At 63.1% G+C, this 18,688-nt stretch carries 10 protein-coding genes and 1 pseudogene; 7 read left to right on the top strand and 4 right to left on the bottom strand.

The window, feature by feature from the left end:
- Positions 1-25: 25 nt before the first annotated feature.
- Entirely contained in the window at positions 26-5,551 is a 5,526-nt protein-coding gene (locus ACK56M_RS27215; protein ID WP_411959155.1) for a dermonecrotic toxin domain-containing protein, read from the bottom strand.
- A gap of 170 nt (positions 5,552-5,721) precedes the next feature.
- On the opposite strand from ACK56M_RS27215, the gene pip reads away from it, so the two are divergent.
- From pip to ACK56M_RS27180, 7 genes are all read left to right on the top strand, one after another.
- Positions 5,722-6,693 carry a prolyl aminopeptidase gene (pip, locus tag ACK56M_RS27210; protein WP_013974556.1) on the top strand — a complete coding sequence of 324 codons (972 nt, stop codon included), beginning with the start codon at positions 5,722-5,724 and terminating at the stop codon, positions 6,691-6,693.
- Positions 6,690-7,127 (top strand): D-aminoacyl-tRNA deacylase, encoded by a 438-nt coding sequence (gene dtd / locus ACK56M_RS27205; RefSeq protein WP_013974555.1) that lies wholly within the window; start codon positions 6,690-6,692, stop codon positions 7,125-7,127. The genes pip and dtd overlap by 4 nt, the downstream gene beginning before the upstream one ends.
- A gap of 263 nt (positions 7,128-7,390) precedes the next feature.
- Positions 7,391-9,112 carry a glucan biosynthesis protein G gene (locus tag ACK56M_RS27200; RefSeq protein ID WP_015272100.1) on the top strand — a complete coding sequence of 574 codons (1,722 nt, stop codon included), beginning with the start codon at positions 7,391-7,393 and terminating at the stop codon, positions 9,110-9,112.
- Positions 9,105-11,678: a glucans biosynthesis glucosyltransferase MdoH gene (gene mdoH, locus ACK56M_RS27195; protein ID WP_102085072.1), complete on the top strand. Its 2,574-nt coding sequence runs from the start codon at positions 9,105-9,107 to the stop codon at positions 11,676-11,678. Before ACK56M_RS27200 ends, mdoH begins: the two co-directional genes overlap by 8 nt.
- 275 nt (positions 11,679-11,953) lie before the next feature.
- Entirely contained in the window at positions 11,954-12,751 is a 798-nt protein-coding gene (locus ACK56M_RS27190) for a transporter substrate-binding domain-containing protein (protein WP_054572209.1), read from the top strand.
- A 78-nt stretch (positions 12,752-12,829) separates the two neighbouring features.
- Positions 12,830-13,792 carry an amino acid ABC transporter permease gene (locus tag ACK56M_RS27185; protein WP_015272097.1) on the top strand — a complete coding sequence of 321 codons (963 nt, stop codon included), beginning with the start codon at positions 12,830-12,832 and terminating at the stop codon, positions 13,790-13,792.
- Complete coding sequence (locus ACK56M_RS27180) at positions 13,785-14,519, top strand: amino acid ABC transporter ATP-binding protein (protein ID WP_411959641.1); 735 nt, start codon at positions 13,785-13,787, stop codon at positions 14,517-14,519. The genes ACK56M_RS27185 and ACK56M_RS27180 overlap by 8 nt, the downstream gene beginning before the upstream one ends.
- 135 nt (positions 14,520-14,654) lie before the next feature.
- On the opposite strand, the gene ACK56M_RS27175 is transcribed toward ACK56M_RS27180, so the two are convergent.
- The 3 genes and pseudogenes from ACK56M_RS27175 to ACK56M_RS27165 form a co-directional block, all read right to left on the bottom strand.
- Positions 14,655-16,598, bottom strand: a complete 1,944-nt coding sequence (locus tag ACK56M_RS27175) for a methyl-accepting chemotaxis protein (protein WP_015272096.1) — start codon at positions 16,596-16,598, stop codon at positions 14,655-14,657.
- Between the two features lie 263 nt (positions 16,599-16,861).
- Positions 16,862-17,566: a methyl-accepting chemotaxis protein gene (locus tag ACK56M_RS27170; protein ID WP_411959640.1), complete on the bottom strand. Its 705-nt coding sequence runs from the start codon at positions 17,564-17,566 to the stop codon at positions 16,862-16,864.
- A gap of 198 nt (positions 17,567-17,764) precedes the next feature.
- Positions 17,765-18,661, bottom strand: a pseudogene (locus ACK56M_RS27165) (methyl-accepting chemotaxis protein); the annotation flags it as partial.
- Between the last annotated feature and the right edge of the window lie 27 nt (positions 18,662-18,688).

The raw sequence follows: 18,688 nt of genomic DNA, 5'->3' as shown, positions 1-18,688 counted from the left end.
TGTTCGCGTCGCCAGTCACTACTGCTCAGTTGTTGTTGATTTGCTTGATGGTGAGTTCGCGCAGTAGCTCCCTCTCTTCCTGATCCTTGTCATCTTGCAGGCCTTGCTGCAAGTTCAACTCGTCCTGAAGCGAGTGGTCCTTGCTTGCCAGCTCAAGCACCCGCAGGCGGAAACGTGCTTCTATTTCGGCGAATCGGTCGGCAAATTCGGCTCGCAGACGCGTGGTCCAATCCGTATTCGCCAGCATGTAATCGACCAGTGCATCGCTCAGTTCACTTTTCCGGACCTTCTCCAGCACGCTGGATAGCTCATCGCGCGCCAGGTTTGCAGCACCTCGAAAACGCATGCTGTCGGCGATCGGCAGGTCCAGTTCCTTGGCCAGTTCCCGTCGGTAGGCCAGGCGTACCGATACCCGGTCACCCGTGCCAGTCCGTTGGTTGGCCATCAGCTCCAGCTGTTCGACCCGGAAAAGTTGCAACAGGCGACGACGCAGTGCTTGGAGGGAGTCGCCGGCGTCGATCAACAGGCGTTGGCTCATCAGATACAGTTCAATATTGTTGAACTCCTGCAGCGCTCCATCGTGGCAGGTCTGCGAGCCGGTTGCCGGGTCGGGCAATGCCGCAGCGGCGATGCTCTCCATGATCGGGCGTTCGGTTTCGTTGCTTGCAGCCACCACCAGCATGATGCGTACCCGTTCGCAGAAGGTGGTTCGCGTATTCGGGTCAACGTACGGAGCGGCATTGTGCAGACGGCCTGTCAGACGCAACAGATCGCTGCCTTCAAGCTGCTCCCAACACTCCCGCAATGCTGCATTCTGTGCCTCGTTACCCAGCATCCAGTCCTCCAGCCTGGGCGTATCATCGCCGAGCAGTGGGAAGTGAGGGTGGTCGAGAGATCCTTCGCTGGAAGTATCGAAGAACATCAGGTCGTCGGGGATATCCAGGGCAAAGGAATAGCTGTGCTGGCTGTCCGAGAACGTGCGTACCCGCAGGATGGTTTCAAGAGGCAACGGGTTGTCGAACAAGGCGATCGACGAGATCGGCATGGGATTGTTCAGGTTCGACAGGATGTGCTCGGGCAACTGGGTGATGTTGTTCGAGCTCAGGTCGAGAAGTTCCAGTGGCAGCAAACTGTCACACCAGTTGGGCCAGGCTTGCAGGTTCATGTTGGTCAATGCGAGTGACTGCAGGTTGCTGGCCAGCGATGCGGGCACCCGGTCGATGCTGCCCATGCGGTTGCCCGACAGGTCCAGCGACGTCAGGTTTCGCAGCCCTGCGAAAATGTCGAGCATGGCCTGATCGACCTCAAGGCCCATGTTGCGAAACTCCAGGAAGGTGAGCTGGGGAAGGCGAGCCAGAGCGGATGCCAGCGAGGGCATGGCGGCCTGGTGCTCATCGATGGTCAACCGGCTGATGTTAGGGAACCGGCTGAGTAGTTCATCGAGCTGTGAGGCGCTGCCTCGCAACCGCGTCAGGCTGAGTGCGCGTACACGGGCGCCGAAGAACGCTGGAAGCCGCCTGGGGAAATGTTCGATGGCCACGTCCTCGAGTTGCAGGCGCAGGTAGGACTGGCCCTGCTCTTGTTGTTCCCAGAATTGACCGATCGCTGACGCGATACGTTGCCTGTCTGCTAGCGCGGCTTGGGTCAATGGGTTGCTCGAACTGGATGCCTGGGCCCAGCCATCGATCGCATCGCGCATCTGTCGTCGCTCATCGCGAATGCGTGCGAGTTGTTCGGATAGTGCTTCTGGCTGGTCCGTGGTGATGCCCGAGGTGTCGACGCGCTCGTTCAGCAACAATCGCTGCAGGTGAGATTCATTGATGCTGTTGCCTTCCAGCGAGATCACCGGTGGGGTGGTCAGCATGTCCGCTTCATGAAGCAGGAACGAGGGCAACGACCTGAGATTGTTGTGGCGCAACGACAGATGGGAAATGCGCGCCAGGGCGTCGCTGCCAATCCCGATCGGCCATTGGGCCAGCTGCATCTGGTCCAGGCCCAGGTAGTCCAGGGTCAATTCATGGAAACTTGGCCTGTTGCTCTGCGCCAGCCGGTTACCACTCAGGTCCAGATATCTCAATTGGCGAAGCCCTGACAGCAGGTTCAGGTCGCTTTCGGAGAGCGTCATGTTCTGGTTGGTGAGCACCAGTCGTTGCAACGCTGGCAGGCACTCGGTGATGGTGGGCACGCTGAACAGGAAGGGCGAGGGCGTTGCCCTGGGGTCAAACGCACGGCTGATTTCCAGCGACTCGATCTGCGGCATCTGCCTGAGCAGGCGCTGCAGCAGGCGCTCGTTTTGCGCCCAGCCCGCCAGCGATCCTGACGGTAGGTCGATCAGGCTCAGGCTGCGCACGCGTGTGTTGAAAAAAGCGGGCAAGGTGAGGGGTACGTCGGCAAGTGGGACGCGGGCGATACGCAGTTCGGTCGTGGGCTCTGCACTCTCCTCCAGCGCAGTCTCGTACCAATGTTGCATGATCGAGTCACGCAGGCTGTCGTAGTCGTGGGCTGCCTGGTCGCTTGCCGGCGAAATGGCTTCGCTCCAATCGTCCAGGCTGCTTTGCAGCTCGTTGCGTTGCTCCACCAGCGTCTGCAAATGCTCGAATATCTGCAGCTGTGTACGGCCGCGGCTGGCAAGTGCCAGCAGAATCTGATCTGCCGAGCGGCCGGTGCGTGTGGCGAGCCCTGTGGCTTCGATAGCTTCGAGCAGGCGCTGACGGGTGATGCCGTGGGTGGCCGGGCCGCCGCCACTGAGTGGGTAGCCCAGGCGACCATCGGCCAGGCGCATGGGAGAACGGTAGCCGGGGCGTACGGGCTGCATGCCCAGCAGCACCCTCAAGGCTGGGCGGGGTAGTAACGGGCTTTCCTGTACAAGGCGCTGCAGCGCTTGCTGATCGGTGACGTCCATGCTCGCCATCGCCGCGGGCAGTGCCTCGTACAATGCAGCGTAAAGGCTTGGGTACACCTTGACCGCCGCACTGGGCAGGCTTTCGTCGTGGACGATGTACCCTGCCGGGGCATGGGTGATGGTCGTGTATGGGCGGGTGCCCGGCGTGCCAATGGCATGATCTTGGGTTGGCCAGGACATGCGCTGGAGCAGCCGGAGCCTGGTCTGTGCAGGCCAGCCTGGCAAGCGTTCGAGCGTATGCATGATCAACAGGTCGCTATCCCAGCTCGGCACGCTGGACAGGTACAGCCCTTCGCAGGTGCGGGCAAGGCGAATTTGTTGCTGGTAGACGCGGGCCTCCTCGCCAAGGCGCAGTGGTACCTTGCCACTGTCGAGCATCTGCAGTTCGAGGGCACTGGCCTCGCGTGCCAGCGCATTGGCGACTGCTGATGGCAATTTCGGATACGCCCTCTGGATGGCCTCGGCACCCGGCGCCAGGTCGTGCGAAAGGCCGGCGTAGGCCCTGGCAAACTCAGCGGGCCGAGTGCTCTCGTCCGCCAGCTGGCGGACCGTTTCGTCCAGCTTGAAGCGTTGCAGGGTGTCTTCCAGCAAGGCCGGCAGCCGCTGGCTTTCGGCCAGGGCCCGGCGCAGCTCGTCTTCGTGTACGCCGCTGACGGCGATAATCCGTTGCAGCGTCGGCTCGTCGAAGTGCCCACTCAAGTGGCCGATGCGGCGCAGGAGTGTCATGCCCGACCAACTCAGTGGCTTATCCGTAACGTGCAACCATGCTCCGGCACCGTTGTGCCGCACTGGCGGCTGGTAACGGCGAGGACTTGCAGGGTGTTGCAAACGATATTCGCCAGTCGTTGGCGTTTGGCTGACGATGTACTGATTGCCCTGCAGTACCAGCCAGCGTTTGCCTTGGTGATGCCGTAGGCCCAGTTCGTCCGGTACCAGGTCATGGGGCAGTGTCTCGTGACTCTGGTAGGGTGTGAGGTCGGGTTTCCACAACCGCATCTGACCATCGGATGTTTCCACGACTTCCAGTTCTTCGATAAATGAAGGCGTTTCTACAGGAATGCGGGGTATCCCTGGCTCCTCATCCTCTGGATCTTCTATTTCCGGCCCTTCCGGCGCCGTGCCAGTTTCGCTGCCCTGCGAGCCTCTCAATGCTTTGGCTACTGCGCTGAGGGCGGCCATGACGGCCACGTTTTCGATCACATCGACCAGATAGCCATAGGCAGTATCACGCTCGTCGTTTTCCCAGGCGTCGATCCCTTCATACACCTCATGGGCCAGCTGGGCCAGGCAAACGGCAAGCATTGCCTCGCCAAGCCCCGGCACGAAGAAGCCGGCGATGTTCAAGGCCGTGAGCACACGGCCGGCAATCAGCTCTCGGTGGGCTTGGGCGGTGCGCCGATCGACGATTTCGGTTGGCGTGGCGTGGAACAGCACATCCTTCTCATGACGCTGGGTCTTCTGGAACGTCATCACGCCCTGGAAGGCGTGGCTGAAAGGCTTTTTGACCGGATACAGGGTGGCGTGCGGGTCCGGAACACGTTCATGCAAGCCGCGGACACTCCAGGCGAGGGGCATGAGCCGGTCCTTCAGGCGGGTGGTTATCGGCGCCTTGTCGCGGTCGGCGAGGTGCTTGTCCAGGTAGCCGATATCGGCCTGGAGCCTGTCGCGCAACTCTTCGTTCATGGCTTCCTGGCTGGCGAATTCCTTGAGGGGCGTTGTGCTGTCTTCGGGGATGTACAGCGCCACTGCCTGATGCTCTTCAGCTTGCAGGGTGATGAGCACAACGCCGGTCAGCTCGGCTTCCCACAAGTCGAGCAGGCTGAACGTCACCGGCGAAGAGGGCGATGGCGCCTGGTCAAGTGGCGTGGCAAGAGCGGCGGAATATAGCGCCTCGCTGATATCCCCCTTGAGGCGGGCGAAATGCAGGGATTGCCGGAATGCCGAGACCTCCGCACGCCCCAGTGTTTCATAAACGGCCAGTGCGGCTTCATCCGCGCCGAGTGGCGGCGTGGCCGCTGGATAGTAGATGGCATGTACCTGTTGATGGTATTTGCCGCCGATATCCAGCGTACGACACAAATCGGCGAAATCTTCGGCGGCGATATCCAGTGCATTGTTGATCGGCAGGGTGCCCATGAAGCGCCGGTGATCGACTATGACCGACCTCTTGAGCAGGGAGGCGGGCGCGTCCATGCCATGCTCGGCAGCGGCATCCTGGTCGAAGTTGTGCAAGGCGCAGTGCAGCAGCGAGCGTGTAGCCCGGTCGACGGCCTGGCGGCTGTCGATGGCATTGGTCGTTTCGATCTGGCGGGCATCGACGAGGTAGGTGTTGCGCACGTCCAGGTCAAGCCTGAATCGCTGCTTGATGGCTTCGGTGAGTGTCTTGGTGCCGTACGCTTCCAGGGTTGGAAGCTTTTCGAACAGCTTGTGCACCTGCACCTGGTGCTCGCGGTGACGTGCGTGCTCTTCCTGCCATGCCTTGGCGACTTCCGGCTGTTGCTGGATTGCCGTCGCCAGCCAGGCAGGGGCTTGATGCCAGTTGCGCATCGCGCTCTGGGTTTCTGGCGGAGCCTGCTTGAGCCAGGTGGGGATTCTGCGCTCGATGGTGGCGTAATGAACACTAGGTGCGGCAGTGACTGCAGTTGGCATGGCGAAGCCCTTGCTTGATTTGGGGCGAGGGACTATCGCGGGCCTGTCTGAGCTGCTGGAGGTAGATATATGTGCCCTCGAGGTGCGGCGGCATCAGCGCGGGCAGTGCTCAAAGCGCAATTCAGGTTTATGATGGCCCACGGCCGAATAATCCTCACACGGAGTGCGCAATGCAGACCCTGTACCCGCAGATCAAACCCTACGCCCGGCACGATCTGGCCGTGGAAGCGCCGCATGTGCTGTATGTCGACGAAAGCGGCTCGCCAGAAGGTCTGCCGGTGGTATTCATCCACGGCGGCCCGGGCGCCGGTTGCGACGCCCAGAGCCGCTGCTACTTCGACCCGACCCTGTACCGCATCATCACCTTCGACCAGCGCGGCTGTGGCCGCTCCACGCCGCATGCAAGCCTGGAGAACAACACCACCTGGCACCTGGTCGAGGACCTTGAGCGCATCCGCGAGCACCTTGGCATCGACAAGTGGGTGCTGTTCGGCGGCTCGTGGGGCTCCACCCTGGCCCTGGCCTACGCCCAGACCCACCCCGAGCGGGTGCATGGCCTGATCCTGCGCGGCATATTCCTGTGCAGGCCCCAGGAGATCCAGTGGTTCTACCAGGAAGGCGCCAGCCGCCTGTTCCCCGATTACTGGCAGGACTACATCGCGCCGATCCCGCCGGAGGAGCGCGGTGACCTGGTCACGGCCTTCCACAAGCGCCTGACCGGCAACGACCAGATCGCCCAGATGCACGCGGCCAAGGCGTGGTCCACCTGGGAAGGCCGTACCGCCACCTTGCGTCCCAACCCGCTGGTGGTCGACCGCTTCTCCGAGCCGCAGCGTGCACTGTCGATCGCCCGTATCGAATGCCACTACTTCATGAACAACGCCTTCCTCGAGCCGGACCAGCTGATCCGCGATCTGCCGAAGATCGCCCACCTGCCGGCCGTGATCGTGCATGGCCGCTATGATGTGATCTGCCCGCTGGACAACGCCTGGGCGCTGCACCAGGCCTGGCCCAACAGCGAGCTCAAGGTGATCCGTGACGCTGGCCACGCGGCTTCCGAGCCGGGTATCACCGATGCCCTGGTGCGTGCCGCCGACCAGATGGCCCGGCGCCTGCTCGACCTGCCCCTGGAAGAAGCATGAGGGGCCTGCTGCAGCGCGTGCGCGGTGCACGGGTGGAGGTAGCAGGGGAGGTGGTCGGTGCCATCGACCAGGGTTTGCTGGTGCTGGTGGCCGTCGAGCCTGAAGATTCCCGTGAGCAGGCCGACAAACTGTTGCACAAGCTGTTGAACTACCGGGTGTTCAGCGACGAGCAGGGCAAGATGAACCTGTCGCTCAAGGATGTGGGGGGAGGTTTGTTGCTGGTGTCGCAGTTCACCCTGGCGGCAGACACCCGCAACGGCATGCGCCCGAGCTTCTCGACGGCAGCGCCACCGGCCCTTGGCGCCGAGTTGTTCGACTATCTTTTGCAGCAGGCGAAGGCCCGGCACGCCGATGTGGCAAGCGGGCAATTTGGCGCAGACATGCAGGTGCACCTGGTCAATGATGGCCCCGTAACATTTATGTTACAAATATGAGGTTAAAAAACCCCTTGTTCACAGGAAAACAAGGGGTTTTGTACGATAAATAGTTGTTCCAGCCTGATGCGTTGTCACGCGACCTGCTGGATAATCGCGCGCTGCATGGACCTGCGTTCGCAGGTTCGTTTCACTCTGACTCGAGTATTGTCTGGATCCGTTTGGGGAATCATTACGCCCTCACGGGGTCCGAACAGTGCTCGCCAACCCGGCATTTGTCGCTGGCCGTTGGTTTCATGATCTGTTTTCGGCGAGGGTTGCTCGTGATTGTTAGTCCCCAAAAAGCATCAAGAATCCCCGGTACCGGGCTGCGCAAGGCCCTGATGGCCAGTGTTGCACTGGTCGGCCTGATGAGCGCGGGCCAGCTGTGGGCATTCAATCTTGACGATGTTGCAGCCAAGGCAAAGGATCTGGCCGGCCAGAAGTACGAAGCACCGAAAAGCAACCTGCCGGCCGTATTCCGCGACATGAAGTTCGCGGACTACCAGAAGATTCATTTCCTGCAGGAAAAGGCCGAGTGGGCCAAGGACAAGACCCCGTTCAAGCTGTCGTTCTATCACCAGGGCATGCACTTCGATACCCCGGTGAAGATCAACGAGGTCACCGCCACCAAGGTCGAGGAAATCAAGTACGACCCGAGCCGTTTCGAGTTCGGTGACGTGCCACACGACCCGGAAACCACCAAGAACCTGGGTTACGCCGGTTTCCGCGTGCTGTACCCGATCAACAAGGCCGACAAGCAGGACGAGATCATGACCCTGCTTGGCGCCAGCTACTTCCGCGTGGTCGGCAAGGGCCATGTATATGGCCTGTCGGCCCGTGGCCTGGCCATCGACACCGCACTGCCGTCGGGTGAGGAGTTCCCGCGCTTCACCGAGTTCTGGGTCGAGAAGCCCAAGCCGGCCGACAAGCACCTGGTCATTTACGCCCTGCTGGACTCGCCGCGTTCCACCGGCGCCTACAAGCTGACCCTGCGCCCAGGCAACGATACCGTGGTCGACGTGCAGTCCCGCGTGTTCCTGCGTGACCATGTCAGCCGCCTGGGCATTGCCCCGCTGACCAGCATGTACCTGTTCGGCCCCAACCAGCCGTCCAAGGTCCTCAACTACCGTCCGGCCCTGCACGACTCCGAAGGCCTGTCGATCCATGCCGGCAACGGCGAATGGCTGTGGCGCCCGCTGAACAACCCGAAACACCTGGCCGTGAGCAACTTCAGCGTCGAGAACCCGCGTGGTTTCGGCCTGATGCAGCGCCAGCGCGCCTTCAGCGACTACGAAGACCTCGACGACAACTACCAGAAGCGCCCGAGCGCCTGGATCGAGCCGAAGGGGGACTGGGGCAAGGGCACCGTCGACCTGGTCGAAATCCCGACTGCCGACGAGACCAATGACAACATCGTGGCCTTCTGGAGCCCGGAAAAGCTGCCTGAGCCAGGCAAGCCATTCGAGTACGCGTACCGCCTGCACTGGACCATCGACGAGCCGAAGTTCCAGGCTCCCGAGCTGGGCTGGGTCAAGCAGACCCTGCGTTCCACCGGCGACGTCAAGCAATCCAACCTGATCCGCCAGCCAGACGGCAGCGTGGCCTTCCTGGTCGACTTCGCCGGCCCGGCGCTGGCCGCCCTGCCGGAAGACACCGCCGTGCGCAGCCAGATCAGCGTGGGCGACAACGCCGAGGTGGTCGAGAACAACCTGCGCTATAACCCTGAGACCAAGGGCTGGCGCCTGACCCTGCGTTTGAAGGTCAAGGAAGCCAACAAATCGACCGAAATGCGTGCCGCGCTTGTGCGTGACGTGCCGGTCGAAGCCGCCAAGCCTGCCAAGGACGCCAAGCAGGACAAGGCTGCAGCCAAGCAAGCCAAGGCCGAGAAAGCCGCCAAGGCCGAACAACCTGCCGCCGATGCGGCGCCCACCAACGGGACCCCGGCCACCACCGAGAAGGTGCTGACCGAGACCTGGAGCTATCAGTTGCCTGCCGATGAGTAACTCAAGCGCAAGGCCGGAATCGCTTCGCGAGTACCTGGCCCACCTACCACTGAGCGACGAGCAACGGGCGGAACTCGCCAGCTGCACGTCATTCAGTGAGCTGCACCAACGCCTGGCGGCCAACCCGGCCGCCAGCTCTGCCGAGGCCGTGCAGGCCTCGGTGGGCCCGCGCCTGACCGTAGGCAGCGCCGCCGAGCTGGAAGACGCCGAAATGCTTGGTGTCGACGGCAGCGGCCGCCTGTGCCTGAAGATCGCCCCGCCGATCAAGCGCACCAAGGTCGTGCCCGAGCCATGGCGTACCAACGTGCTGATCCGCATGTGGCGGCGCATGACTGGCCGCACCAACGCCCCGCAGCCGCCCAAGCGCGAGCTGCCGCCAGCCCGCTGGCGTACGGTCGGTTCGATCCGCCGTTACATCCTGCTGGCGCTGATGATCGGCCAGACCATCGTTGCCGGCTGGTACATGAAGGGCATCCTGCCGTACCAGGGCTGGTCGTTCGTGGACTTTGACGAAGTCGTCAACCAGCCGCTGTGGGACACCGTGGTGCAGGTTTGGCCGTATGCCTTGCAGACGTCCATCCTGGTTCTCTTCGGCATCCTGTTCTGCTGGGTATCGGCGGGCTTCTGGACTGCGCTGATGGGCTTCCTCGAGCTGCTCACCGGGCGCGACAAGTACAAGATTTCGGGTAGCAGTGCAGGCAACGAGCCGATCGCGCCCGAGGCGCGTACCGCGCTGGTGATGCCGATCTGCAACGAAGACGTGCCGCGCGTGTTCGCCGGCCTGCGCGCAACGTTCGAGTCGGTGGCCGCCAGCGGCAACCTCGATCGCTTCGACTTCTTCGTGCTCAGCGACACCAACGACACCGACATCGCCGTTGCCGAGCAACAGGCCTGGCTGGACGTGTGCCGCGAAACCAAAGGCTTCGGCCGCATCTTCTACCGCCGTCGTCGGCGCCGGGTGAAGCGCAAGAGTGGCAACCTCGACGACTTCTGCCGTCGTTGGGGCGGCGAATACAAGTACATGGTCGTACTCGACGCCGACAGCGTCATGAGCGGCGAGTGCCTGAGCAGCCTGGTGCGCCTGATGGAGGCCAACCCGGACGCCGGCATCATCCAGACCGGGCCGAAGGCCTCGGGCATGGACACCCTGTATGCGCGCCTGCAGCAGTTCGCCACCCGCGTGTACGGCCCGCTGTTCACCGCCGGCCTGCACTTCTGGCAGCTGGGCGAGTCGCACTACTGGGGCCACAACGCGATCATCCGCATGAAGCCGTTCATCGAGCACTGCGCCCTGGCGCCATTGCCGGGCAAGGGTGCGTTCGCCGGTGCAATCCTCTCCCACGACTTCGTCGAAGCCGCGCTGATGCGCCGTGCCGGCTGGGGCGTGTGGATTGCCTACGACCTGCCGGGCAGCTACGAAGAACTGCCGCCGAACCTGCTCGATGAGCTCAAGCGCGACCGCCGCTGGTGCCACGGCAACCTGATGAACTTCCGCCTGTTCCTGGTCAAGGGCATGCACCCGGTGCACCGTGCGGTGTTTCTCACCGGTGTGATGTCGTACCTGTCGGCGCCGCTGTGGTTCCTGTTCCTGGTGCTGTCGACCGCGCTGCTGGCCACCAACACGCTGATGGAGCCGCAGTACTTCATCGAGCCGTACCAGCTCTACCCGCTGTGGCCGCAGTGGCACCCGGAGAAGGCCGTGGCGCTGTTCTCCACCACCATCGTGCTGCTGTTCCTGCCCAAGCTGCTCAGCGTCATTCTGATCTGGGCCAAGGGCGCGACCGAGTTTGGCGGGCGCATCAAGGTCACCCTGTCGATGCTGATGGAGATGCTGTTCTCCATGCTGCTGGCACCGGTGCGCATGATCTTCCACACCCGCTTCGTGCTGGCCGCGTTCCTCGGCTGGGCCGCGACCTGGAACTCGCCGCAGCGTGACGACGACTCCACGCCGTGGAGTGAAGCGGTGCGCCGCCACGGCCCGCAGACCCTGCTGGGCATCGGCTGGGCGGCGCTGGTCGCCTGGCTGAACCCGAGCTTCCTGTGGTGGCTGGCGCCAATCGTTGGTTCGCTGGTGCTGTCGATCCCGGTTTCGGTGATCTCCAGCCGCACCCGCCTGGGCCTTGCCGCCAAGGACGAGAAGCTGTTCCTCATCCCCGAGGAATATGCCACCCCGCAAGAACTGCTGGCCACCGACCAGTACACCCACGAAAACCGCTGGCATGCCCTGCATGACGGCTTCGTGCGGGCTGTGGTCGACCCGCGGCAGAACGCCCTGGCCTGTGCCATGGCCACTGCCCGTCATGGTCAGGCAGCGCCGATCGAGGCACTGCGCGCCGAGCGCGTGGCCAAGGCGATGGAGGTAGGGCCGAAAGGGCTGGACCTCAATACCCGCCTGGCCCTGCTCAGCGACCCGGTGGCGCTGACCCGCCTGCACGAGCAGGTCTGGGCCGAGCACAATGCGGCGTGGATCGACGTGTGGCGTGCGTCGATCAAGAACGACCCGCATTCGCCGCTGTTGCCGTTGCATCCGGAGAATGAAGGCCAACCGGCACTCGTCGGCGCCTGATCGGCCCAGGGGCCGCTTTGCGGCCCTATCGCGACACAAGGCCGCTCCTACAAGGGAATGCATGCCCCTGTAGGAGCGGCCTTGTGTCGCGAAACGAGGGCAAAGCCCTCGCTAGCAATGTCCCTGCATGATGGATTTTGGCCAACAAAGTCCCCCCCGGCTCTAGGTCCCCGAGCCGCCATGCGTTAGCATCCCTCTCCGATATGACGCATCGGCCGCCACGGCCATGCCAACAATAAGATTCGCTACTTTTCTTGCTAGGGGACTTGGTGATGATCAAGAAATACCTTTCGCGACTGCTGGTCGGTGTCACCGCCCTGGTCGCCGTAACGGCCGCCCAGGCGGGCGCGATCGATGACGCGGTCAAGCGCGGCACCCTGCGGGTGGGCATGGACCCGACCTACATGCCGTTCCAGATGACCAACAAGCGTGGCGAGATCATCGGCTTCGAAGTCGATATCCTCAAGGCCATGGCCAAGTCCATGGGCGTCAAGTTCGAGCCGGTATCCACGGCCTATGACGGCATCATCCCGGCCCTGCTGACCGACAAGTTCGACATGATCGGCAGCGGCATGACCCTGACCCAGGAACGCAACCTGCGCCTGAACTTCAGCGAACCCTTCATCGTGGTTGGCCAGACCCTGCTGATCCGCAAGGAACTGGCGGGCGAGATCAAGTCGTACAAGGACCTGAACAACGAGAAGTACCGCATCACCTCCAAGCTCGGCACCACCGGCGAAATGGTTTCCAAGAAGCTGATCGCCAAGGCCAAGTACCACGGCTACGACAACGAGCAGGAAGCGGTGATGGACGTAGTCAACGGCAAGGCTGACGCCTTCGTCTACGACGCGCCGTACAACGTGGTGGCAGTGGACAAGGCCGGTGCCGGCAAGCTGCTGTTCCTCGACGAACCCTTCACCTACGAGCCGCTGGCCTTCGGCCTGAAGAAAGGCGACTACGACAGCATCAACTTCATCAACAACTTCCTGCACCAGATCAAGCATGACGGGACCTACGATCGTATTCACGACAAGTGGTTCAAGAACAAGGACTGGCTGAAGGAAATGGAATAAGGCCCAGGCCACAAGCCGGCTTTATGACCCCGACGCGCAGGCAAACCCTGCGCGTTTGCATTTACGGAAGTACCCCACGTGATCAAACACAAGAAAGCCCAGTGGCCCTGGCACGGTTTGACTGCTCTGGTCCTGGTGGGCCTGGCGTTCAGCCTGTACATGGCCACCTCGATGATTTCCTACGAGTGGCGTTGGAACCGCGTCCCGCAGTACTTCGCCTACAAGGCCGAGGAAGCACAGCGCGCCGCCGGTTACGGCACCGTGCAGGACATCGTCATCTCTGGCGACAATGCCCGTGTCACGCTGAAAGATGAGAGCGGTGCCGAGCAGGTGCTCGATGTAGACAAGGACAGCCTGCAGCTGGCCCGTGGCGACGACGTTTCCGAAGGCGACCAGATTGGCGTCACCCGCCACTGGGCGGCCGGCCCGCTGGCCTGGGGCCTGTGGACCACGCTTTGGATTTCTGTGGTGTCCGGTGCCCTGGGGCTATTGATCGGCCTGTTCGCCGGCCTCTGCCGCCTGTCCAGCAACCCTACGCTGCGGGACCTGTCGACGGTGTACGTCGAGCTGGTGCGCGGTACACCGCTGCTGGTACAGATCTTCATCTTCTACTTCTTCATCGGTACCGTGCTCAACCTGTCCCGCGAGTTTGCCGGGGTGGCCGCACTGGCGTTGTTCACTGGCGCCTACGTGGCCGAAATCGTTCGTGCCGGCGTGCAGTCCATTGCCAAGGGCCAGAACGAAGCGGCCCGCTCGCTGGGCCTGAACGCGGGCCAGTCGATGCGCCACGTCATCCTGCCGCAGGCCTTCAAGCGCGTGCTGCCGCCTTTGGCCGGCCAGTTCATCAGCCTGGTCAAGGACACCTCGCTGGTCTCGGTGATCGCCATCACCGAACTGACCAAGAGCGGCCGCGAGGCCATTACCACCTCGTTCTCGACCTTCGAGATCTGGTTCTGCGTGGCAGGCCTGTACCTGCTGATCAACCTGCCGCTGTCGCACCTGGCCAGCCGGCTCGAGCGGAGGCTTGCGCAAAGTGATTGAAGTCCGTGACCTGCTTAAAGTCTTCGACACCCGTGGCCACGTGGTACGGGCTGTGGATAACGTCACCACCCAGGTCGCCAAGGGCGAGGTGGTGGTGGTGCTCGGCCCGTCGGGCTCGGGCAAATCGACCTTCCTGCGCTGCCTCAACGGCCTGGAGCATTTCGACGAAGGCCATGTGGCCATCGACGGCCTGCAACTGGCCGACCCGAAGACCGACATCAACGCCTACCGCCGCGAAGTCGGCATGGTGTTCCAGCACTTCAACCTGTTCCCGCACATGACCGTGCTGGAGAACCTGTGCCTGGCGCAGAAGGTGGTGCGCAAGCGCAACAAGGCCGACCGCGAAGCCAAGGCCCGGGCGCTGCTGGAGAAGGTAGGCATTGCGCAGAAAGCCAACGAATACCCGTCGCGCCTGTCCGGTGGCCAGCAGCAGCGGGTGGCGATCGCCCGGGCCCTGGCCATGGACCCGAAAGTGATGCTGTTCGACGAGCCAACCTCGGCGCTTGACCCGGAAATGGTCGGCGAGGTGCTGGACGTGATGAAGACCCTGGCCCAGGAAGGCATGACCATGGTCTGCGTTACCCACGAAATGGGCTTTGCCCGTGAAGTGGCGGACCGCGTGCTGTTCTTCGATCATGGCAAGCTGCTGGAAGATTCGGCCCCGGCCGCGTTCTTCGACTCGCCGAAAGACCCGCGCGCGCAGGCGTTCCTGCGCCAGGTGCTTTAACCGAAGGGGGGCGCTTTGCGCCCCAATCGCCGGCAAGCCGGCTCCCACAGGAGTGCCACAGGTACTGAGAACTGTACGGTCCCTGTGGGAGCTGGCTTGCCGGCGAATCGGGCTGCAAAGCAGCCCCCCGCAATCTCAAATGCTGAACCGCCCCACCATCCCCCGCAACTGCTGCCCCAATTGCTCCAGTTCCCCGCTCGACGCCGCCGTCTGCTCACTGGCCGCACTGGTCTGATCCGACACATCGCGCACATTCAGCACACTGCGATTGATCTGCTCGGCGACCACGCTCTGCTCTTCGCTGGCCGTGGCGATCTGCTGGTTCATGCCCTGGATGTTCGACACGGTGTCAGTTATCTGGCTCAGGGCCTGGCCTGCCTTGCGACTCAGCTCCACGCTCTGCTCGGTCAGGCTCTTGCTGTTGTCCAGCAGGCGGGTCACTTCGTCGGTGCCGTTGTGCAGGCTGTCGATCAGTTGGCCGATTTCCTCGGTCGCCGTCGAGGTACGCTGGGCCAGACCGCGCACTTCATCGGCCACCACGGCAAAACCACGCCCGGCTTCACCCGCCCGTGCCGCTTCGATCGCCGCGTTCAGGGCCAGCAGGTTGGTCTGCTCGGACACTGACTTGATCACATCGAGGATGCTGCCAATGCGCTGGCTCTCGCCCGCCAGGTGCTGCATGGCCGCCAGACAATGGTCCATCTGCCCGGCCAGCTGTTCGATACGGCCAATGGCTTCGGCCACCACCTGGTCGCCGATCTGCGCCTGCTGGTCGGCGTTGGTCGCCGCCAGCGAGGCCTGTTCAGCGTTCTGCGCCACTTCCTGCACGGTGGCGCTCATCTGGTTCATGGCCGTGGCCACCTGGTCGGTTTCCTCGCGTTGCTGGTTGATGCGCAGCTTGGTGTCTTCGCTGCTGGCCGCCAGCTGTGTGGCGGCCTGTGACAGGTGGCTGACGCCCTGGTCGATGCCACCGATCAGCTCGCGCAGGCTCAAGGTCATTTCGCGCATGCTGGTTTGCAACTGGCCCATCTCGTCGCGGCGTTGCACCGGTTCGACCTGGCTCAGGTCGCCCTTGGCGATGCGCCCGGCCACGGCCAGGGTCTGGCGCAAAGGTTGGGTGATCTGCAGGGTGATCAGCCAGCCGGCCACGACGCCTACGACCAACGCCAGCAGGGCTACAGTGGTCAGCAGCGAGCGGGCCTCAAGGGCTTCCCTGTCGCGCTGCTCGATCTTGCGTTTGCCAAGTTCCAGGCTTACCGCGCGCAGCTCGTTGCCCATGTTCTCCATGTTGTTTTGCAGCTGTTCGACACGCACCGCAGCCCGACGATACTCATCCAGGCTGGCGCGGTACTTGGCCAGCTGCTCGCCGGGCTGCTGGGTGAGCGCATGGGGCAAGCCAAGTGGAGCAAGGCCTTTGAGCAGTTGCGCAAGGCTGCTGGCGGCGGCATCCAGGGAGGTGTCGCCGACCTTGGCGAAGCTTTCCACAGGGGAGAAGGTATAGGCCGGAATCAGGCTCTGCTGGTTGGCACCGTCGATATGTCGGCCAAGCGTGTCCATCAGCCCCAGCACACCGCTTTGCTGGCTGTCGGCAGGCATCCTCAGCAAGGCCTGGGTCTGGAGATCGTCGATTACTTCGGTGAGCTTCTGCTCATGGGCCTGCATGGCCTGGCGCAGGGCGATACGCTTGGCGACAGTATTCTCCAGCGCGCTGAAATCGCCGCGCAGGCGCTGCAGCAACGCCAGCTTTTCGGTCAGCATCTGCCGGGATTCATCCACGCTGCTACGTTGTTGCAAGGTGCTCAGCATGCTGTTGAGCTGGTCGAGAATGTTGGCTATCCGCGTTCTGCTGGCATTGTCGTTGAGTACGCGGTAAGTGATGCGCTCTGCGCGCAAGTCTTTGGTCAGGTCGTTGATCAGGCCGATTTCGCTGAGTTGCTGCGAGCGCACAATGGCGTCATCCAGTGCACGCCAGCCACTGACGGTAGTGGCCAGGGTAAGCAGCAGGACTACGGCAAAGCCGAGGGCGAGCTTGGCTGCGACACTGATGTTGCCGAGCTTGCGGTTGAGGTAGCCGAGCATGAGGAATCTCCGTGCGATTGGGGGCGAGGATGCAGGCGCATTGCTGGCATCACACCTTTGCCAATCGGCAGCGGAGCTGTAGGACTTGACCTGATAATCAGGTAGGAAATTTCACTTCAACAGGTAGGAATACTCCACCTGCGCCGGCCTCTTCGCGGGTAAACCCGCTCCCACAGGTACTGCACAGATTTTGAGAACTGTGCGGTACCTGTGGGAGCGGGTTTACCCGCGAAGAGGCCAGTACAGGTGACCTACACATCAGCCTAGAGCCTGAACCGCCCCACCAACCCTTGCAGGTGGGTACCCAACCGCGCCAGCTCCACGCTGGAACTGGCCGTCTCTTCACTGGCCGCCGAGGTCTGGTCAGAAATATCCCGCACGTTCATCACGCTGCGGTTGATCTCCTGAGCAACAGCCGTCTGTTCTTCCGCTGCCGTGGCAATCTGCTGGTTCATGGCCTGGATCGAAGACACGGTACGGGTGATGGTCTCCAGCGAACTGCCGGCTCGGCGGGTCAGTTCGACGCTGCTGTCGGTCAACTGGCGGCTGCTGTCCATCACGCTGGCCACACGCTGGGTGCCGCTCTGCAGGCCGGCAATCAGCTCTTCGATCTCTTCGGTCGATTGCTGGGTGCGCTGCGCCAGGCTGCGCACCTCATCAGCCACCACAGCAAAGCCACGCCCGGCCTCGCCGGCCCGGGCCGCCTCGATCGCCGCGTTGAGGGCCAGCAGGTTGGTCTGCTGGGCCACCGACTTGATCACGTCGAGCACGCTGCCGATCTTGTCGCTTTCGGCCTTGAGCTGGTTCATCGCTTCGCTGGAATTGACCACTTCGCCGGCCAGGCGCTCGATCTGCGCCACCGCCTCGCCCACCACACGGTCGCCTTCGCGGGCTTGCTGGTCGGCCATCAACGCAGCTTCCGAGGCCTGCTCGGCATTGCGCGCCACCTCATGCACGGTGGCGGTCATCTGGTTCATGGCGGTTGCCACCTGATCGGTCTCGACCTTCTGGTTGTTGACTCCGGCACTGGTCTGCTCGGTCACCGCCGACAGCTCCTCGGCAGCACTGGCGATCTGCGTGACGCCATCACCGATACCGCTGATCAGTTCGCGCAGGCCCTGGGTCATGCGCTGCATGCTGGCCTGCAACTGGCCCAGTTCGTCGCGGCGTTGTACCTGCAGGTTCAGGGTCAGGTCGCCACTGGCCACGCGCTCGGCGGCGTGCAAGGTCTGGCGCAGCGGGACGATGATCTGCCGGGTGATGGCCCAGGCCGCCAGCAGGCCGAGGGCCAGGGCCAGCACGGTAGCCACGGCAAGCACGGTCTTGGCCTGGGCCGCCCCGGCGTCGCGCACAGCGGTTTGCGATGTGGTCATCGCCTGGCTGGTCTGCAGCAGTACCGTGCCGTGCTCGACCATGCTCTGCAGGGCCTGCTCACTGGCGGCCTGGGCATTGCCGAACTGGGTGACCGCGTCGCGGTAGCCTGCCAGGGCGGTGGTGGCATCGTCCAGGCTGGCAGCGTGCTCCGCCGGCACTTTGGCCGGTAGCGCGCGTAGCTCGGCCAAGGCCTGGTCGATGGCCTTCAGCGCCGTTTGCTGGTAGTCGGCGTTGCCGCTGTAGGTGTAACCGCGTACCTGGAACCGCGCCTGTTGCAACAGGGCGCTGACTTCCACCGCGTGCTGGTACTGGCTGATATCGCCACCCTGCAGCAGGCCGCGTTGCACCCGGCCAATCAGCTCCGCGGCCTTGTCGGCAGTGTCGCCTAGCACGGCGCGGCTGGCCTCGCGGCGCTGGCCGGCCTGTTTCAGGTCGTTGAATGCCTGCTGGTAGCCGCGCACGGCCTCGCGCTGCTGCTCAAGGCGCTGTCTGTCAGCGGGCTGCTCGATCTGCCCGAGCATAAGCTGCACCTGGCGCTCGAGATTGCCCAGGGCTTTTTCCAGCTCTGCCACCGAGGCTTCGTCAGGCTGGCGCTGGTAATGCTGGCGGGCGATGCGCAGTTCCTGGGTGTACTGCTGGATGACCGAGATGTTTCCCAGCTTGTCGCCACGGTTGATGATGCTGTCCATGCCGTGCCAGCCAGCCAGGGTAATGGC

The sequence above is a fragment of the Pseudomonas sp. s4 genome (assembly GCF_046764235.1).
Taxonomy (GTDB): Bacteria; Pseudomonadota; Gammaproteobacteria; order Pseudomonadales; family Pseudomonadaceae; genus Aquipseudomonas; species Aquipseudomonas asiatica.
Note: the sequence above shows the minus strand (reverse complement) of the source record. Positions and strands in the feature narration are given on the sequence as shown.